Source organism: Halobaculum magnesiiphilum, from assembly GCF_019823105.1.
Classification (GTDB): domain Archaea; phylum Halobacteriota; class Halobacteria; order Halobacteriales; family Haloferacaceae; genus Halobaculum; species Halobaculum magnesiiphilum.
In genome coordinates, this window is the sequence record NZ_CP081960.1 from 223,965 (window position 1) to 238,974 (window position 15,010).

The window sequence follows — 15,010 nt, forward strand, 5'->3', positions numbered from 1 at the left end:
CGGTTACGGCAGTCGGGACGGGGTGTCGGCGCCGGCGACCGTCGCCGCCACGTCGTCCAGTTTCGGGAGTTCACACAGCCGCTCGTACAGTCGCTCGGCGTCCTCGTCGGCCACCGCACGCCCGGCGCACTCGAGGAACTTCCCGCGGCGTCGGTCGGGCGACAGCGGGTCGGTGTGGACCCCCGGCGGGTTCGTTCGCCGGCGCTCGTGACGCTCGCCGTCGACGGTCTCGACCACGACGGTCGCTGCGTGTGAGTCGTACGGGAGCGAGTCGTCGACCGCGAAGTCGACGCGCTCGCGGACGGCGTCGACCGCGGGGTCGCCGAGCGCCTCGGGCTCGAACGCCGCCAGGTCGACGCGCTCGCGGACGGCCGCGCAGGCGACGGCGTGCTCCATCGAGAACTTCGCCTCCAGCCCGGTCTCCGGGTCGGGATACGCGAGCGCGTCGCCGGCGCCGCCGGCCGCGCGAACCTCGATCCGGTCGATGTCGTCGGGGGCGACCCCGCCGTCGACGATATCCGCCGTCGCCGCGATGCTGGTGTGGGTGAAGTAACAGCACGGGTACGCCTTCGCGTGGATCCCCTCGGACTCGATGGCCCAGTCGCCGTCGGGGTCGAACGCGAACTCGTCGTGCCCGTCGTGCTCCGAAGCGTCCGCGTCCGGCCGGGGGTCGTACAGGTCCCAGAACCCCTTGTCGCCGGAGATGGCCGTCGTCGTCGCGGTGAGGCCGTCGCGCGCGAGCGTCGCGGCGGTGACGCCCGAGCGACAGCACAGGCCCGCGTGCAGCGGCTTCGTCATCGAGCCGAAGTTGCGCTTCGTCCCCGCGGGCGTCGACGCGGTGATGGACAGCGCTCGCTCGGTCGCGTCGGCGTCGAGATCCAGCAGCGACGCCGCCGCGGCGGTCGCGCCGAAGGCGCCGAACGTCGACGTGGCGTGCCAGCCCGCCTCGTAGTGGGCGGGGCTGATCGGCCCGGCGATCGCGCACTCGACCTCGAAGCCGACGGCGAAGGCCGCGATCAAGTCGCGCCCGGACGCGCCGGTTTCCTCGGCGAGTGCAAATAGCGGCGGAACCAGCGTCACGCTCGGGTGCCCGTCGAGGGCCCACGAGAGGTCGTCGTAGTCGAGCGCGTGGGCGGCAGTACCCACGCGCAACGCGGTCGCCGCGGGATCGTCGCCGCCAGCGGTACCCAGCAGCGTCGCCGCGTCGGCCGCCTCTGGGTCGATCCCCGCCGAACGGCCGGTGGTCTCCCCCGCGCCTTCGACGGCTCCCGCGAGGGTAACGCCGACGGTGTCGACCACCGCCCGGGTGACGGTCTCGGGGACTTCCTCCGGGAGGTCGGCGTACTCCGTGTCGGCGACGAACGTCGCGAGTCGTCGCTCCGGTGTTTTGCTCATGGTCCTTACTCCCGGACGAGCCGTATTAACCGTCCGTGTGGCGGCGAAGCTGCGTTTCCCTCACCCTCGGCTGTCCCCGGCCACGAGCTGTGGTTCGCCGCCGACGTGCTCGACGCCGTCGAACGTGAACGTCGTCCCGCCGGCGTCGCTGTGGACCGAGGCCTCCCACTCGTGCCCGCTGACGACGCGTTCGACGATCAGGAGCCCGAGCCCGATCCCGGCGCCCCGGTCGAACGATGGGGTGAACAGGGTCTCCTCGATCTCCACCGGCAGTCCCGGGCCGTCGTCCGCGACTGTGAACCCGTCCTCCGTGTCGCGGACGGCGACGTTCACCGTCGGCCCACAGTGCTCGACGGCGTTTCTGAAGAGGTTCTCGAACAGCTGTTGGAGCCGCGAGCGGTTCGCGTACACGGTCGCGTCGCTGTGCACCTCCAGTGTCGCCTCGCCGTTGTCGAAGAACGACCACGCGTCGCGGGCGACGGCCGCCACCTCGACCGGGACCCGCTCGCCCACGTCGCCCCCGTCACGGGCGAGCCGCAGGAGATCGTTGACGAGTCGCTCCATTCGGTCGGCCGCACGCTCGATGCGACGCAGGTGGTCGGCTTGGGTCCCCTCCGCCGATTCCAGCGCGAGGTCCGTGTAGCCCTGCACCGTCCCGAGTGGGTTCCGGAGGTCGTGGGCGACGATGCCGACGAACTCGTCGAGCCGCTCGTTCTGCTCGCGCAGTTCGCGGTGGTGGCGGTCGCGCTCGAGTTCGTACGACACCCACTGCGCGAGCAGACGGACGAACCGTCGTTCGATGTCTGTGAACCCGGTCTCCCGCGGATCCTCGCTGGAGAAACACAACGTTCCGTACGTCTCGTTGTCGACGACGACGGCCGCGCCGATGTAACAGGAGATGCCGGTCGCCTCCACCGCCACGTCGTCGGCGTAGGCCGATTCCGCCACGTCCGCGAACGAGAGCAGTTCCCGATCCTCGATGACGTGGCGGCACCACGTCCGCTCGAGGTCGCTCCGGCCGCCGGGCGCGTACACGCCCTCGTTGATCGTCGACTTGATCACCTCGTACTCTCCGTCGGCGGTGTACGAGAGCACGCCGTTGGGGACGTCGAGCCGCTCACATCCCACCTCGATCGCGCGATCGATCTTATCCCCGAGGGGCAACCCGTCCACGCTCGCGAGTCGGTAGAGGGCGGCGAAGTGGTCGCCGGCCTCCGGAGCGTCGGTCATCGTCGGCGGTTCCTGAGCGGCTGGCTTAATGGTACGGTGTCACCCGGATGTTGGAAACGGTCGGTTGCCCTTCCCGTTCCCGTTCGAGGCGGCCGTCTGTCGCTCGATGAATTCGACGGTGACCGTCGCCTCCCTGCCGGTCTCGCGTTCGATCCGGTTGGCGATCGCCCGACTCAACTCGGGATAGGGCCGGTCCTCGGGTCGGGCGACGACGACCGTGACCCGCTGTTCGTCCCCCACCGACACGGGGGCGCGGAGCCGGAACGCCGTCGACACCGACACGAGCTCCAGATCGGCGTAGGACTCGTCCGCGAGCACGTCGCCGGCGGCGTCGTTGGCCTGGCGCTCGAAGCCGATCTGGGCGGCCACGAGTCCGCCGCTGACGAGAAGGGTCGCCGCGAGGACGAGGGCCAGTAGCGCCGCAGAGGTGTACCGGGGGGTGGCGCCGACGGCGTCGTCGCCGCCGGCGGTCGACCGCTCGGGGCGGTAGCCGAGATACCACAGCACCGCCGCCGCCGACAGGTGGATCGCGACCACGTTCAACACGAGCAGCAGGAACGCGCCCACCGCGACGCCGGGGACGCCCCACGCGATGCCGACGCCGACCGCGGCGGCCGCGGGTACCAGCGCCGCCGCAACCATCACGCCGACGAGCGCGACCGACACCCCGGTCGCGAGCCCGAACGCGCCGGCGGCGCCCGCGCACGCGCCCACGACGATCGACAGCAGGCCGGGCGAGACGCGGCCGGCGATCTGCTGGGTCGTGGTCACGTTCAAGGCCGGCGGGAGCACCGTCGCGTACCGTAGCGCGGCGCCGAACGCGGTCGCCGCCGCGATCGCGAGCACGAGTCCCAGGAGTTGCGTCTTCAACCCCTCCCACAGCATGTCGCGTTCGTCGAGGACGGTCCCCACGCTGGCGGTGAGCGCCGACCCCACCAGCGGCGCGATCACCATGGATCCGACGACGATCGCCGCGGAGTCGAGCAGGAGCCCCGCGGTCGCGACGAGCGCGCTCAGCGCCGTCATCGAGTAGTACGTCAGCGGGCTCGGCGTCAGATCGAGGGCGGTCGCGCGCACCTCCTCGGTGGCGATCGCGTCGTTCTCCTCGGTGCCGGTGACGAACCGCGCCTCCAGTTCGTCGACGTGGGGGGCGAACACCGACTCCGCGCTGGCGACGACCGTGTACGCGTCCTCGCCGTCCCCAATGTCGCGGAGCTCGTCGAGCACGGTTTCGACCGCCTGTGTCGGCACGGGGAACTCCACGAGCACCGCGTCTTCACGGTCGCTCGCCTCGCGCACGACCACGTGATCGATGTCGTAGCCGTCGAGTATCGCCTCCACCTCTTCGACGGCGTCGGCCGACACTAGCGTCCGGACCAGTCGCATGCAGCCGGCTTCACGCCCCGGGGTGGTTATCCCGGGCGGGCGTTCTCACGGCGCTGTGACGCGTGCGCCGTTCCGACTCACGGGCCCGTCGCTCAGGTCGACGACGACGATGACCTGGTCGGCAGTTTCGGGATCAGCCACGAGAGGAACGCGTCCTGACTGCGCGACTGGAGCCACACGGTCCCCGAGCCGGTGAACTCACACACGAGCCCCTCGCCGCTCGTCAGCGTCGAGCGCAGTCCCCCGACGCGCCGGACGGTGAAGTCGGCCGTCTCCTCGAAGGCGACGACGTGGCCGGTGTCGACGACGAACGAGTCGCGGTCGTCGAGGTCGATCGCCTCGATGGCGCCGTAGCTCGACACGAACAGCGGGCCGTCGCCGGCGACCCGAAGGAGGAACAGTCCCTCCCCGCCGAGGAACGTCCGGGCGCCGCCGAAGTCGGTGTCCACGTCGAGGTTCGCGTCGCCCGCGAGGTACGACCCCGACTGGACGTACACCGTCTCCCCCCGCAGTTCGAGGTGTTCGATGTCGCCCGGGAGCGGCGGCGCGAACTGCACGTCGCCGCCCTCCGTCGCGGTGAATGTGTTCTGGAAGAAGCTCTCGCCGCCGACCGCGCGTCGGAGGGACTTCAGGAACCCGCCGGTCGCGTTCGTCTCGATGTCGACGCCGGGGTCGTGGCTGACCATGGCACCCGCCTCCGCGCGGACGGCCTCTCCCCGATCGAGGGAGACGGTGAGCAGCGCGAACGACGGGCGCGAGGTGACTTCGTGGTCCATACGGTGTGGTCGTCGGCTCACGAGAAATACCTCTCCCTCGGCTCTGACAGGTCGGGAACCGTCTCGGTCGGCGCCCCGCGGCATCGCTAGCGGCGGGCGGACGACCTGCGCAGGGTTCGGCTCCGCAGTCGTTCGAATATGTTCGGCGAGTAGACTTAATTGGGTGAGTTGTCATCTTCCGGTCGATGTCCACACGAGAGGTCGAACTGCGGAGCACGATCGGGGGGTTCACTGCGGAGGGCAAACTGCACACGTTGAGCGTCTGGTTCATCCTCGCGCTCAGGCTGATGATCGGCCTCGCGTTCTTCCAGAGCGGCGTCGACAAGGTGTTGTCGGGGAGCTTCAGCGCCGCCGGCTACCTGCAGAACGCGCCGCCGGCGAACGGAAGCCCGGTTGCCGGCCTGTTCGTCGCCATGGGGAACACGCCGTGGTTCGTCGACTTCGTCAACATCGCCGTACCGTGGGGCGAGGTGCTCATCGGACTCGGCGTGATCGTCGGGGGGTTCACGCGGCTCGCGGCGTTCTTCGGCGCGTTCATGATGCTGCTGTTCTATCTCGGCAACTGGGACATCTCCCACGGCTACATCAACGGCGACTTCGCGTACATGCTCGTGTTCCTCTCGGTCGCCGCCTTCGGCGCCGGTCGGATCCTCGGACTCGACCAGTACATCGAGGCGTACGACGTTGGTGGCGAGACCCTCGTCGAGCGGTACCCGTGGCTCCGGTACGTGCTCGGGTGAGTGCCGTCCGGAAATTCCCTGTCGCTCGGAGCGATTTCTCCCGGAGTAGAACGGTGCCGACAGGATAGCGACCCGAACTACCCGGCCGACCGGATCAGAACGGCGGCGAGTAGTCCTCGTACTCGGCCATCTCCTCCATCTCCTCGGTCTTGTTGGGCATGACCGCTGCACGCGGGCCGCCCGCGCGACGGACCGTGACGGAGCTGACGCCGTCGAGCTCCTCGGGAAGCCGATGCTCGATCGCCTTCATCGTCATCGGCGCGATGCCGCAGCCCGAGCAGGCGCCGCCGATCGCGACGGTTACCGCTCCGGTCTCGTCGTCGACGTCCTCGATCTCGAAGTGGCCGCCGTGCTGCTGGATCTGCGGGACGTTGTTGCTCAGGTAGTTCGCTGTTCGCCGTTCGAGGCCGTTCGCGCTCATACACCCACCAGTTGGACCGGCGGGAGTATAGTTGTATCCAGTTTGGAGTCCCTAAAACGAACATGAATGTATTTGGAACGCCGAAAACTCCGAGAATATTCAATTATTTCTCACACCGTTACCCGATCGCTCTCCTCGGTACGGTCAGGTCGTCGAGGGGTGAGGGACCGGTACACCGACAGAATTTTTATTTTTTAGGTAGACCGAAAAAGCATGCGCAACGGATTCGGGTCGGGGCCCGCGGACGGAGGGCTCGCGACTCCGGAGGGGAGCCGCGAACTGCCGGAGGGAAGGGGCTGATGAGCAGTTCGGCGCAGTACCTACTCGCGCTGTTCATCTGTGAACACCGACAGGACCCGCCGATACGGACCGGAACGGTCGCCGAGCGGCTCGACCGGACGCCGGCGTCGGCGACGGAGATGATGAAGGACCTCGCAGAGGAGGGATACGTGGAGTACGAGCCGTACGAGGGGGCGACCCTGACCGAGGCGGGTCGCGGGCGCGCCGAGGAGCTACACGAGACGTACGCCGCGCTGTCGTGGTTCTTCCGGGGCGTCCTCGAGTTGGACGACCACGAGCGACAGGCCCTCGAGATCGCCGGAACGCTCGGTCCCGATGTGGCCGAGCGACTCGCCGACTCGTTGCTCTCCTCGGATCCGGACGAGCTGCCGGATAGATTCCCCGAACCGGCCGCCGGCGATGAGCCATCCGCCGCCGACTCGGAATCTGAATCGGAGAACGGTCACTCACGGCCTGACGGCGGATGAATCGGACCGAGGGTCGCGACCGGTTCGCTTGGTACCACTCGTCGATCTAATTGACCGATCCCTCCCCGTGTCGAAAATGGGAACGTTTAGTATGTTTTAGGCAAGCCTAAAAATATGGCTGGAGAGATCCCACGTACGCGCCGGGACGTGCTCGGCGGAGCTGTGATCGGCGCAGGACTGCTCGCGGGCTGTGCGGGTCGGTCGAGCGATGGTTCGGAAACCGCCGCGGACACCGAGACGACGACGGACGAGCCGACCGCGACGCCCGAGCCCGGCTACTCAGTGACGATGGAGCCGGCAGGGACCGTCGAGTTCGATGCCGTCCCCGAACGGTGGGTGCCGTTCACCGGCGTTTACGCCGACATGGGCGTCGCGCTGGGGCAGGCCGACGGGCTGGCCGGGATCGGGGTCCCGGGCCGGTACGGCGCGCACCTGTACGAGGAGCTGCCGGGCGTTTCCGTCGACACCGACGAGCTCACCGCCCTGTACCAGGACGGCACGGGCAAGGAGATCTTCTACGAGATCGACGCCGACGTGCACGTCATCGACCCGAACTTCATGACCAACCGGCTCGGCTGGAGCCGGAGCGACGTGGACGAGGTCGCCGAGAACGTCGCGCCGTTCGTCGGCAACACGACGTTCACACGGGTGTACGACTGGCACGACTACCCGCACTACTCGATGTACGAGGCGTTCGGGAAGCTCGCGGAGGTGTTCCACGAGCGGGAGCGCTACGAGGCGTTCCGCGACTACCACGACGAGATTCTCGCGGACGTGCGGGACCGGTTGCCCGCGGACACGCCGGACGTCGCGCTGCTGTACCCGGCCGAGATCCCGCCGGAGGGGTTCTACCCGTACCTCGAGGGGGAGGGAACGACCTCGAAGCACTGGCGCGACCTCCAGGTGGGCGACGCGCTCGCGGCCGCGGGTGTGGACGACGCGCAGGCCGGCGGCGGCGTCCTCGACTTCGAGACGCTATTGGAGATCGACCCCGACGCGCTCGCGATCCGGATCCAGGGCGAGATCACCGAGGAGTACTTCGACGAGAACGTTCGGTCGTACCTGGAGAACCACGAGGTCGCGAGCGAGCTGACGGCCGTCGAAAACGATCGAGTGATCTACGGCGGGCTCACCTACCAGGGGCCGATCATCAACCTCTTCCAACTCGAACAGGCCGCTCAGGGACTGTACCCCGACGAGTTCGGCGGCGAGGAGCTGTTCGACCGCGAGCGCGTCGCGAACATCGTCACCGGCGAGTTCGGCGATGCCTGAGCCGGACCACGAGGTCGTCGTCGTCGGGGGCGGCCCGACCGGAACCGGCGTGGGCGTGTTCACCGCCCGCTACGGCCTCGACACGGTCGTGTACGACCGCGGGAACGCGGCGCTCGCGCGGGCCGCGTTCATCGAGAACTACCCGGGCTTTCCCGGCGGGATCGACGTCGAAACGCTCACCGCGCTGTTTCGCGATCACCTCGCGGAGGCCGGAGGCGACCGCAGGGAGGACCTCGTCGAGTCGGTCGAGCGCGACGATACCGGGTTCCGAGTGACGCCCGCGGACGGGGAGCCGGTCACCGCCCGGTACGTCGTCGCGGCCGCGTGGTACGACGCGTCGTACCTCCGGGCGCTCGACGACGGCGACGAGTTCTTCGAGACGCACGAGCACCACGGCGAGGAGCGCGAACAGCTCGACCGCGACCTCCCGAACGACGACGGAAGCACGCCCGTCGACGGCCTGTACGTCGCTGCGCCGACCGACGGACGCAACGATCAGGTCGCAATCGCGGTCGGCCACGGCGCACACGTCGCCCGCACGGTGCTCGCCGATCTCCGACGGTCGGAGGGGTTCTCGGGCGGCGTCGTCCCCCACTACGACTGGCTCCGCCCGGACAGCGAGTTCACCGGCGAGTGGGCCGACCGCGACCGATGGCGCGAGTGGTTCGACAGCGAACTTCACGGGGACGACGAAGTCCCGGCCGAGCGCATCGACGACCTTCGCGAGCGGTACATCGACCGGGCGTTCGCCACGCGCCTGTCGGAGGAGGAGATCGCGGCGCGCCGCGAGCGGGGCCACCGACGCCTCGCTGAACACCTGGATTCGGACGTCGTGCTCGATGCGATCGACGACGAAGAGATCGCCGCGTACCTCGCCGACGGCGACGCGATCGGATCGAACACCTGATCGATCCTACCGATTTCGTCGCCCGAACGTCAACTCAGTCGGCAGCAGCGGACCGGGCTCCGACTGGCGGGCTGTCCCGGTCAGTGTCCTCGTGGGCCCCGATCTTCCCAGCATTCGCGAACAGGAACGCCGCGACGCCGATGCGCATCAGGAAGTCGATGTAGATGTTCAGCGACGTGAGCAGGAACTCGGTGAGCATGCCCGACAAGGCGATCAGTGCGTACACGATGAGCATCGCGAACAGGAACACCACGAGATTGCGGCACTTCCAGTGGACGAGTCGCCGTTCCGGGGACTGATCCAGCGCGGCCCGCCAGACCGGCTTCGCGAAGATAGCGACGACCACGAACCACCCTGCAACCACGATCCCGGCCGCCACGAGCATCCCCGTTCCGTCCACGATGCCACCGTTCGGGAGCGCGAACGACAGACGTTGGATCGCAACGATTCCGGTTACGGTGAGGAGCCATCGCATCGATGCGCCCGCGAGGACGACGGTGATCGCATACAGGCCGGAGTACGTGATCATGTCGTCGACCAGGTTCGGTACGTCGACGACCCCGCCGGCAACCGGGACCGTTCCGAGCCCTAGGCCCATTGCCGCGTACGCGACCGCGGAGAGTCCGACGAACCCGGCGGCGGCCGCACACAGGCGCGTTCCGGCGCCGTCGAGGCGTCGATACCACCCCGCGAGCAGGAGAAAGGCGACGGCGTACACCGCGGCCGCACCGAGATACATCGTCGTCGACGGGATCATCGGTCCCCTCCGTCGGTGGCGACGGTCGCGCTCGGGCCGGATGCGACATGCCCGTTGTCGGCGACGTGATCGGTATCGGCCGCGACCGTGAACCGCTCCAGCCGCTCCCGAAGCGTGGCGGTCGCGTCGGTCAGTTCCTCGGCGCGGTCGTGCATCGTCCCGACCGTCTCGGCGGTCTCCTCGGCGGCGGCCGCGATCTCGCGACCTCGATCGGCGAGGCGGCGGGCGTGGTCTGAGACGTCGTTGACCGTCGCCGTGACTTCCTCCGTCCGCGCGGCCGCATCCTCCGTCGCGCGGGCGACCTCGGTGACGGACCCTTCGACGTCCGTCGCCGAGGCGTCGAGCTTCTCGAAGGTGTCGCCGCTGGCCGTCGCCGTCGAAACGCCGGCGTCGATCTTCGATTCGGCCTCCCGCATCTCCTCGATCACGTCGTCGACATCGTCCTGTGTCCGCCCGATGACTGCGGCGATGTCGTCGGACTGGCGGCGAGTCTCCTCCGCGAGCGACTTCACTTCCTCGGCGACGACGGCGAAGCCGTCCCCGTCGGCGCCCGAACGGGCAGCCTCGATGTTCGCGTTGAGCGCGAGGAGGTTGGTTTGCTCCGATATTTCCTCGATCAGTGCCGTCGAGTCGGCGACATCGGTCATACTTTCCTCCAGCGCCTCCACCAGCTCGGCGAGTTCCGTGATGGTCTCATCGAGGTCCCGCATCGACGAGACGGTCTCGGCTGCTTGGGCACTCCCCTCGTCGCTCAGCCCGGCCGCTCGACCCGCTTGCTCTTCCACGCTGTCGGCCGTCGAGGCGATCTCTTCGATGGCGGCCGACAGCTGTGCGGCTTCGTCGCTGACCGACTCCAACTCGTCGGCTTGATCGACGATCGATTCGGCGTGATCGCGGAGGTCGGTCGCGAACCGGCGTTGGTCGCTCTCGACGGTCGCGGCGTCGTCGCGAACCGACGTGGCGACGTCGTCGACGCGATCCGCGAACGCGCGTATCTGGACGACCGTCTCCGAGAGGTCGTTCGTCATCTCGGTGTAGGCGCTCCCGATCGAGTCGATCGCTTCGATGCCGGTCTCCGTCGGCGCCGTGTCGTCGAGGTGACCGTCCGACACCGCCGCTATCGACTCGGCGACCGTGTCCGCGTGATCGAGTAGTTCCTCGTTGAACGCCTCGGCGTCCGCCTGTGCGTTCTCGGCCCGCGTGCGTGCCCGTTCGGAGTCGGCCATCGCCTCCCGCAACGAGTCACGCATGTCACCGAAGGCCGTCGCGAGTTCGCCGAACTCGTCCCGTCGATCCGAGCGAACGGTCACGTCGTCGAGGTTTCCGGCTCGCATATCGTTCGTGGCCGCTATCAGCCGCTTCAGTTCCAACCCGACGTTCCCGCCGACGACGATCGTCACTAACCCGAGGTTGAGCGTGAAGACGAACGCGAGCGCGACGACAGCGCCGACGCCGGACCCGGGTGTTTGTCGGACCGACGCGACACAGACGGCCGCAAACGCGAGCGTCGCGAGCGTCGCACCGATAAGCGTGGTCCCGATCCGTCTGGTATACTTTTCTGTCAGTGTGGCTGCAAGCGTCATTTGTCGACCGCGTCCACGATCGCATATATAAGTGGATCTCCCCGGAAATCAGATTCAATACGGAGGCCGTACCGAGCTCCGTTCCGGGCGTCTATTTCAGCAACTTGGATTCGAATTCTATCTCGAAGCGATCTAGTCGCTATTGATTCAATATCGAAGGAATCGGACGGAACCTGGACCAGGGATGGTCGACAGCACCGATGCCTGAGTCAAGTGGACAACTCGGGAGGGACCGACGACAGCGCCGACCGCAGTTCGGCGCTACGTCTCGGCTCCGACCAGCGCCTCAACGTCAGCGTGGGTCTCCAACAGTTCGCGCATCACTTCGACGGTTCGCGCGTCCCGAGTGCGGCCGCTGCGGATCACGTCCTCCGCGCGGTCGACGGTGGTGAGCGTGTCCGAGGGCACGGACAGCACCGGAAGGCCGGCCTCCTTCGCCTTCCCGAGCACCGAGCCGGAGGGCCGATGCCCGCCGGTAAGCACGAGACAGCGAACGCTGTTGGCCTCGACGGCCGCCGTGGCGATGTCGGAGCGGTCGCCGCCGGTGATGACCGCGGCGTCGCGTGCGCGCCTGAAGTGCCGCAGCGCCTCCTCGGCGCCCATCGCCCCGACCGTGAACCGCTGGACGAGCGCGTCGCCGTCGCCCTCGACGAGCACGTCCGCGCCGAGTTCGTCCGCCAGCGCCGACACGGTCACGCCGGCGAGCTCCGGACTGCGCGGGAGCGCCCCGAGCGTGTCGACGCCGCGGCTCGTGAGGAACGGGATCACGTCCTGGTCCACGTCGTCGTAGACGGCGTCGTCGACGCGGTTGAAGAGGACGCCCGCCAGGCGGTCGCCCACGTCGTCGACGGCCGCGAGCAGGTCGTCCACGTCGCCGGACTCCCCGTACTCGGCCACCAGCAGTACGTCGGCGTCGAGGAGCTCGGCCACCTCCGGGTCGGTGAGGTCGACGACGCCGCCGGTGCGAACGTCGCCGCCGCCCTCGACGAACATCGCGTCGGTGTCCTCGGCGAGCCCGTCGTACGCCTCCGCGATTCGCTCGCGGAGCTCGTCGGGGTCCTCGCGGCCGCGGATGGCCCCCTCGATGAACGTCGGCGAGTAGACGATCGGCTCCATTTCGTGCATCTCGGCGTCGGTGTCCAGCAGCTCTCGCGCGAGCATTGGGTCCTCGTCGAGCGTCTTGCCGACGACGCTCTGGAGGCGCGTGCCCTTCGGTTTCATGTAGCCGACCTCGCGGCCGCGCTCGGCGGCGATGCGCGCGAGCGCGAGCGTGACGGCCGTCTTGCCGGTGCTCTCGGCGGTCGATGTGACGAGTAACGGGTTCATGACTGTGACTCCAGCTCTTCGGGGTCGACGGTGAGTCGCAGGTCGACGGCCCGGACCCCGTCGGGCGTCGCGACCAGTGGGTTCACGTCCAGTTCCACGATGCTCGGGAAGTCGGCGACGAGCTGTGACACCCGCCTGACGGCGTCGACCACCGAATCGATGTCGACCGCTTCGCGCCCGCGGGCGCCGCGCAACAGGGGCGCGGCGTCGATCTCCTCGGTCATCTCGGCGGCCTCGTCGCAGCCGACCGGCGCCAGGCGGAAGGTGGTGTCCTCCATGATCTCGACGAACACGCCGCCCAGCCCGAACATGACCAGCGGGCCGAACTGCGGGTCGGTGTGGCTGCCGACGATCGTCTCGACGCCGTCGTCGAGGTCGATCAGCTCCTGGACCTGCACGCCGAGGATCGTCGCGTCGGGCTGGTAGTTGCGCGCCCGAGACACCAGGTCCTCGTATGCGTCCGCGACCTCCGCGACCGGGACGCCGACCTTCACGCCGCCGATGTCGGACTTGTGGAGGATGTCCGGCGAGACGATCTTCATCACGACCTCCTCGCCGATCCCCTCGGCGATCTGCTCGGCCTCGGCGGGGTCGTCGACGACCGCGCCCTCGGGTGTCGGGATCCCGTAGGCGTCGAATATCTCCATCGCCTCGACGCCGAGACGGTTGTCCGAGCGCTCCTCGACCGACGAGAGGATCTCGCGGACCCTGTCGCGGTCGGCGTCGATCGGCTCCGGCGCGGGGTACGAGCGCCCCCGAACCTCGCGGTACTCCGCGAGCGACTCCAGTCCCCCGACCGCGCGCGCCGGGTCGAAGTACGACGGAACCCCGCGTTCGCGCAACACGTCGCGGGCGTCGGCGAGGCGACCGCCGCCCATCAGGCAGGCGGCCATCGGGACGCCGTGCTCGTCGGCGGCGTCGGCGATCATCTCGCCCAACTCGCCGAAGTCCAGCGTTGCCGTCGGCGCGGTGATCACGACGACCGTTCCGACGTCCGGATCCCGCAGCGCGATGTCGAGCGCCTCGCGGAACCGGTCGACGCTCGCGTCGCCGATCACGTCGACCGGGTTGTACACGTTCGCCTCGTCGGGCAGCGCCTCGCCGAGGCGCTCGACCGTCCCGTCGTCGAAGCTGGCGAGCCGGAGGCGCTCGGCGTCGCCGACGGCGTCGGTCGCCATCACGCCCGGCCCGCCGGCGTTCGTCACGACGGCGACGCCGTCGGATTCGGGAACGTCGCCGCCGGCGAGCGCCCGGGCCGAATCGAACAGCTCCTGAACCGATTCCGCCCGGAGGACGCCGGCAGCATCGAGGCCGGCCTCGTACGCCCGGTCCGATCCGGCGATCGCGCCGGTGTGGCTGGAGGCCGCCTGCGCGCCGGCGTCCGTTCGCCCGGACTTGACGACCGTCACGGGCGTGTCGTCGGTCGTCTCGCGGGCGGCATCGACGAACGCGCGGCCGTCGTCGATACTCTCGAGGTAGCCGACGACCACGTCCGTGTCGGGGTCGTCGCCCCACGCGCGCACGAAGTCCGTCTCGTCGAGGACGGCCTTGTTGCCCAGCGAGACGACGTCCTTGAAGCCGACCCCCTGTTCTTTCGCCCAGTCGACGACGGCCGTGACGAACGCCCCCGACTGGCTCATGAACGAGACGGCGCCCGCCGGCGGCGCGTCGGGGCCGAACGTGGCGTTGAGCCCGCGCGGGCTCGACATCACGCCGAGGCTGTTCGGGCCGACGAGGTTCAGGTCGTACTCCTCGGCGACGGATCTGAGCTGCTGTTCGCGGTCGGCGCCCTCGGCCCCGGTCTCGCCGAAGCCGGCCGTGAGCACGACGACGTTGTCGACCCCGGACTCGCCGCACTCGCGGACCACGTCGATGACGGCGCCCGGCGGGACCGCGACGACGGCCATGTCGGCGTCGGCATCGGCGACCGATCCCACGCACGACAGGCCCAGCACCTCGTCGCGGCTCGGGTTCACCGGGACGACTTCGCCGTCGAACTCGGCGATGAGGTTCTCCGTCACCGCCCGGCCGACCGATCCCTCGCGGTCGGTCGCGCCGACGACGGCGACGCGCTCCGGGGCGAACAACCCCGTGAGCGCCGCGCCGCCGTCTGTCGTCGCGTCGTCGGCGAGTGGATCATCGCTGTCGAGCAACGCGTCGGCCGGGTCTCGGTCACCGCTCATCGCTCACCCCGCGTTGTCGTCGACCGGATCCGCCGCCGGTCCCGTTCGCGAGTCGACGGCGTCCGTGGACCGAACCTGTCGGGACTCGTCTCGTACACATCGTCACCGTCCGGGGGTTCGCGGTCGCCGCACAAGAATCTGCCCGCCGTTGTCACGCACTGACCCCCGGCGATGGACGGATAGGGCGCTCCTCGGGCCGTATTCCTCATAGACGATCACCCGTGATCCGGAGTTCGAACGTCCGTACGAGTGCGTCGTGGGATGTGG

General features: G+C 68.9%; 13 protein-coding genes. 4 read left to right on the forward strand and 9 right to left on the reverse strand.

Features of this window, described 5'->3' with window-relative positions; translation table 11 throughout:
* Positions 1 to 3: 3 nt before the first annotated feature.
* From K6T50_RS17570 to K6T50_RS17585, 4 genes are all read right to left on the reverse strand, one after another.
* The gene (locus K6T50_RS17570; protein WP_222609530.1) at positions 4 to 1,395 is read right to left on the reverse strand and encodes an MmgE/PrpD family protein; all 1,392 of its coding nucleotides are present in this window, start codon (positions 1,393 to 1,395) and stop codon (positions 4 to 6) included.
* Positions 1,396 to 1,455: 60 nt separating this feature from the next.
* Positions 1,456 to 2,625 carry a sensor histidine kinase gene (locus tag K6T50_RS17575; RefSeq protein ID WP_222609531.1) on the reverse strand — a complete coding sequence of 390 codons (1,170 nt, stop codon included), beginning with the start codon at positions 2,623 to 2,625 and terminating at the stop codon, positions 1,456 to 1,458.
* Positions 2,626 to 2,664: 39 nt separating this feature from the next.
* On the reverse strand, positions 2,665 to 4,011 hold the full coding sequence (locus tag K6T50_RS17580) for a TIGR00341 family protein (RefSeq protein ID WP_222609532.1): 1,347 nt from the start codon (positions 4,009 to 4,011) through the stop codon (positions 2,665 to 2,667).
* Positions 4,012 to 4,103: 92 nt separating this feature from the next.
* Positions 4,104 to 4,787: a TIGR00266 family protein gene (locus tag K6T50_RS17585; RefSeq protein WP_222609533.1), complete on the reverse strand. Its 684-nt coding sequence runs from the start codon at positions 4,785 to 4,787 to the stop codon at positions 4,104 to 4,106.
* Positions 4,788 to 4,972: 185 nt separating this feature from the next.
* Between K6T50_RS17585 and K6T50_RS17590 the strand changes: the two genes are divergently transcribed.
* On the forward strand, positions 4,973 to 5,527 hold the full coding sequence (locus tag K6T50_RS17590; protein WP_222609534.1) for a DoxX family protein: 555 nt from the start codon (positions 4,973 to 4,975) through the stop codon (positions 5,525 to 5,527).
* Positions 5,528 to 5,621: 94 nt separating this feature from the next.
* Here the strand turns inward: K6T50_RS17590 and K6T50_RS17595 are convergent, their stop codons facing one another.
* Positions 5,622 to 5,948 carry a NifU family protein gene (locus tag K6T50_RS17595; RefSeq protein ID WP_222609535.1) on the reverse strand — a complete coding sequence of 109 codons (327 nt, stop codon included), beginning with the start codon at positions 5,946 to 5,948 and terminating at the stop codon, positions 5,622 to 5,624.
* A gap of 299 nt (positions 5,949 to 6,247) precedes the next feature.
* Here K6T50_RS17595 and K6T50_RS17600 point away from each other — a divergent pair, with 299 nt between their 5' ends.
* The 3 genes from K6T50_RS17600 to K6T50_RS17610 all read left to right on the forward strand — a co-directional run bounded on the left by K6T50_RS17600 (position 6,248) and on the right by K6T50_RS17610 (position 8,894).
* Positions 6,248 to 6,715: a metal-dependent transcriptional regulator gene (locus tag K6T50_RS17600; RefSeq protein ID WP_222609536.1), complete on the forward strand. Its 468-nt coding sequence runs from the start codon at positions 6,248 to 6,250 to the stop codon at positions 6,713 to 6,715.
* Between the two features lie 114 nt (positions 6,716 to 6,829).
* The gene (locus K6T50_RS17605; RefSeq protein WP_222609537.1) at positions 6,830 to 7,987 is read left to right on the forward strand and encodes an ABC transporter substrate-binding protein; all 1,158 of its coding nucleotides are present in this window, start codon (positions 6,830 to 6,832) and stop codon (positions 7,985 to 7,987) included.
* The gene (locus tag K6T50_RS17610; RefSeq protein ID WP_222609538.1) at positions 7,980 to 8,894 is read left to right on the forward strand and encodes an NAD(P)/FAD-dependent oxidoreductase; all 915 of its coding nucleotides are present in this window, start codon (positions 7,980 to 7,982) and stop codon (positions 8,892 to 8,894) included. Before K6T50_RS17605 ends, K6T50_RS17610 begins: the two co-directional genes overlap by 8 nt.
* Positions 8,895 to 8,928: 34 nt before the next feature.
* On the opposite strand, the gene K6T50_RS17615 is transcribed toward K6T50_RS17610, so the two are convergent.
* The 4 genes from K6T50_RS17615 to K6T50_RS17630 all read right to left on the reverse strand — a co-directional run bounded on the left by K6T50_RS17615 (position 8,929) and on the right by K6T50_RS17630 (position 14,743).
* Positions 8,929 to 9,651 carry a G protein-coupled receptor family protein gene (locus K6T50_RS17615; RefSeq protein WP_222609539.1) on the reverse strand — a complete coding sequence of 241 codons (723 nt, stop codon included), beginning with the start codon at positions 9,649 to 9,651 and terminating at the stop codon, positions 8,929 to 8,931.
* Entirely contained in the window at positions 9,648 to 11,234 is a 1,587-nt protein-coding gene (locus tag K6T50_RS17620; RefSeq protein ID WP_222609540.1) for a methyl-accepting chemotaxis protein, read from the reverse strand. Before K6T50_RS17620 ends, K6T50_RS17615 begins: the two co-directional genes overlap by 4 nt.
* Positions 11,235 to 11,495: 261 nt before the next feature.
* Positions 11,496 to 12,560, reverse strand: a complete 1,065-nt coding sequence (locus K6T50_RS17625; RefSeq protein ID WP_222609541.1) for a phosphotransacetylase family protein — start codon at positions 12,558 to 12,560, stop codon at positions 11,496 to 11,498.
* Positions 12,557 to 14,743, reverse strand: a complete 2,187-nt coding sequence (locus tag K6T50_RS17630) for an acetate--CoA ligase family protein (RefSeq protein WP_222609542.1) — start codon at positions 14,741 to 14,743, stop codon at positions 12,557 to 12,559. The genes K6T50_RS17625 and K6T50_RS17630 overlap by 4 nt, the downstream gene beginning before the upstream one ends.
* Between the last annotated feature and the right edge of the window lie 267 nt (positions 14,744 to 15,010).

Excerpts from the sequence above, each read along its gene's own strand:
- K6T50_RS17615 (WP_222609539.1), bottom strand. The coding sequence starts at position 9,651 with ATGATCCCGTCGACGACGATGTATCTCGGTGCGGCCGCGGTGTACGCC.
- K6T50_RS17610 (WP_222609538.1), top strand. The coding sequence starts at position 7,980 with ATGCCTGAGCCGGACCACGAGGTCGTCGTCGTCGGGGGCGGCCCGACC.
- K6T50_RS17625 (WP_222609541.1), bottom strand. The coding sequence starts at position 12,560 with ATGAACCCGTTACTCGTCACATCGACCGCCGAGAGCACCGGCAAGACG.
- K6T50_RS17605 (WP_222609537.1), top strand. The coding sequence starts at position 6,830 with ATGGCTGGAGAGATCCCACGTACGCGCCGGGACGTGCTCGGCGGAGCT.
- K6T50_RS17580 (WP_222609532.1), bottom strand. The coding sequence starts at position 4,011 with ATGCGACTGGTCCGGACGCTAGTGTCGGCCGACGCCGTCGAAGAGGTG.
- K6T50_RS17630 (WP_222609542.1), bottom strand. The coding sequence starts at position 14,743 with ATGAGCGGTGACCGAGACCCGGCCGACGCGTTGCTCGACAGCGATGAT.
- K6T50_RS17570 (WP_222609530.1), bottom strand. The coding sequence starts at position 1,395 with ATGAGCAAAACACCGGAGCGACGACTCGCGACGTTCGTCGCCGACACG.
- K6T50_RS17620 (WP_222609540.1), bottom strand. The coding sequence starts at position 11,234 with ATGACGCTTGCAGCCACACTGACAGAAAAGTATACCAGACGGATCGGG.
- K6T50_RS17590 (WP_222609534.1), top strand. The coding sequence starts at position 4,973 with ATGTCCACACGAGAGGTCGAACTGCGGAGCACGATCGGGGGGTTCACT.
- K6T50_RS17600 (WP_222609536.1), top strand. The coding sequence starts at position 6,248 with ATGAGCAGTTCGGCGCAGTACCTACTCGCGCTGTTCATCTGTGAACAC.
- K6T50_RS17585 (WP_222609533.1), bottom strand. The coding sequence starts at position 4,787 with ATGGACCACGAAGTCACCTCGCGCCCGTCGTTCGCGCTGCTCACCGTC.
- K6T50_RS17575 (WP_222609531.1), bottom strand. The coding sequence starts at position 2,625 with ATGACCGACGCTCCGGAGGCCGGCGACCACTTCGCCGCCCTCTACCGA.
- K6T50_RS17595 (WP_222609535.1), bottom strand. The coding sequence starts at position 5,948 with ATGAGCGCGAACGGCCTCGAACGGCGAACAGCGAACTACCTGAGCAAC.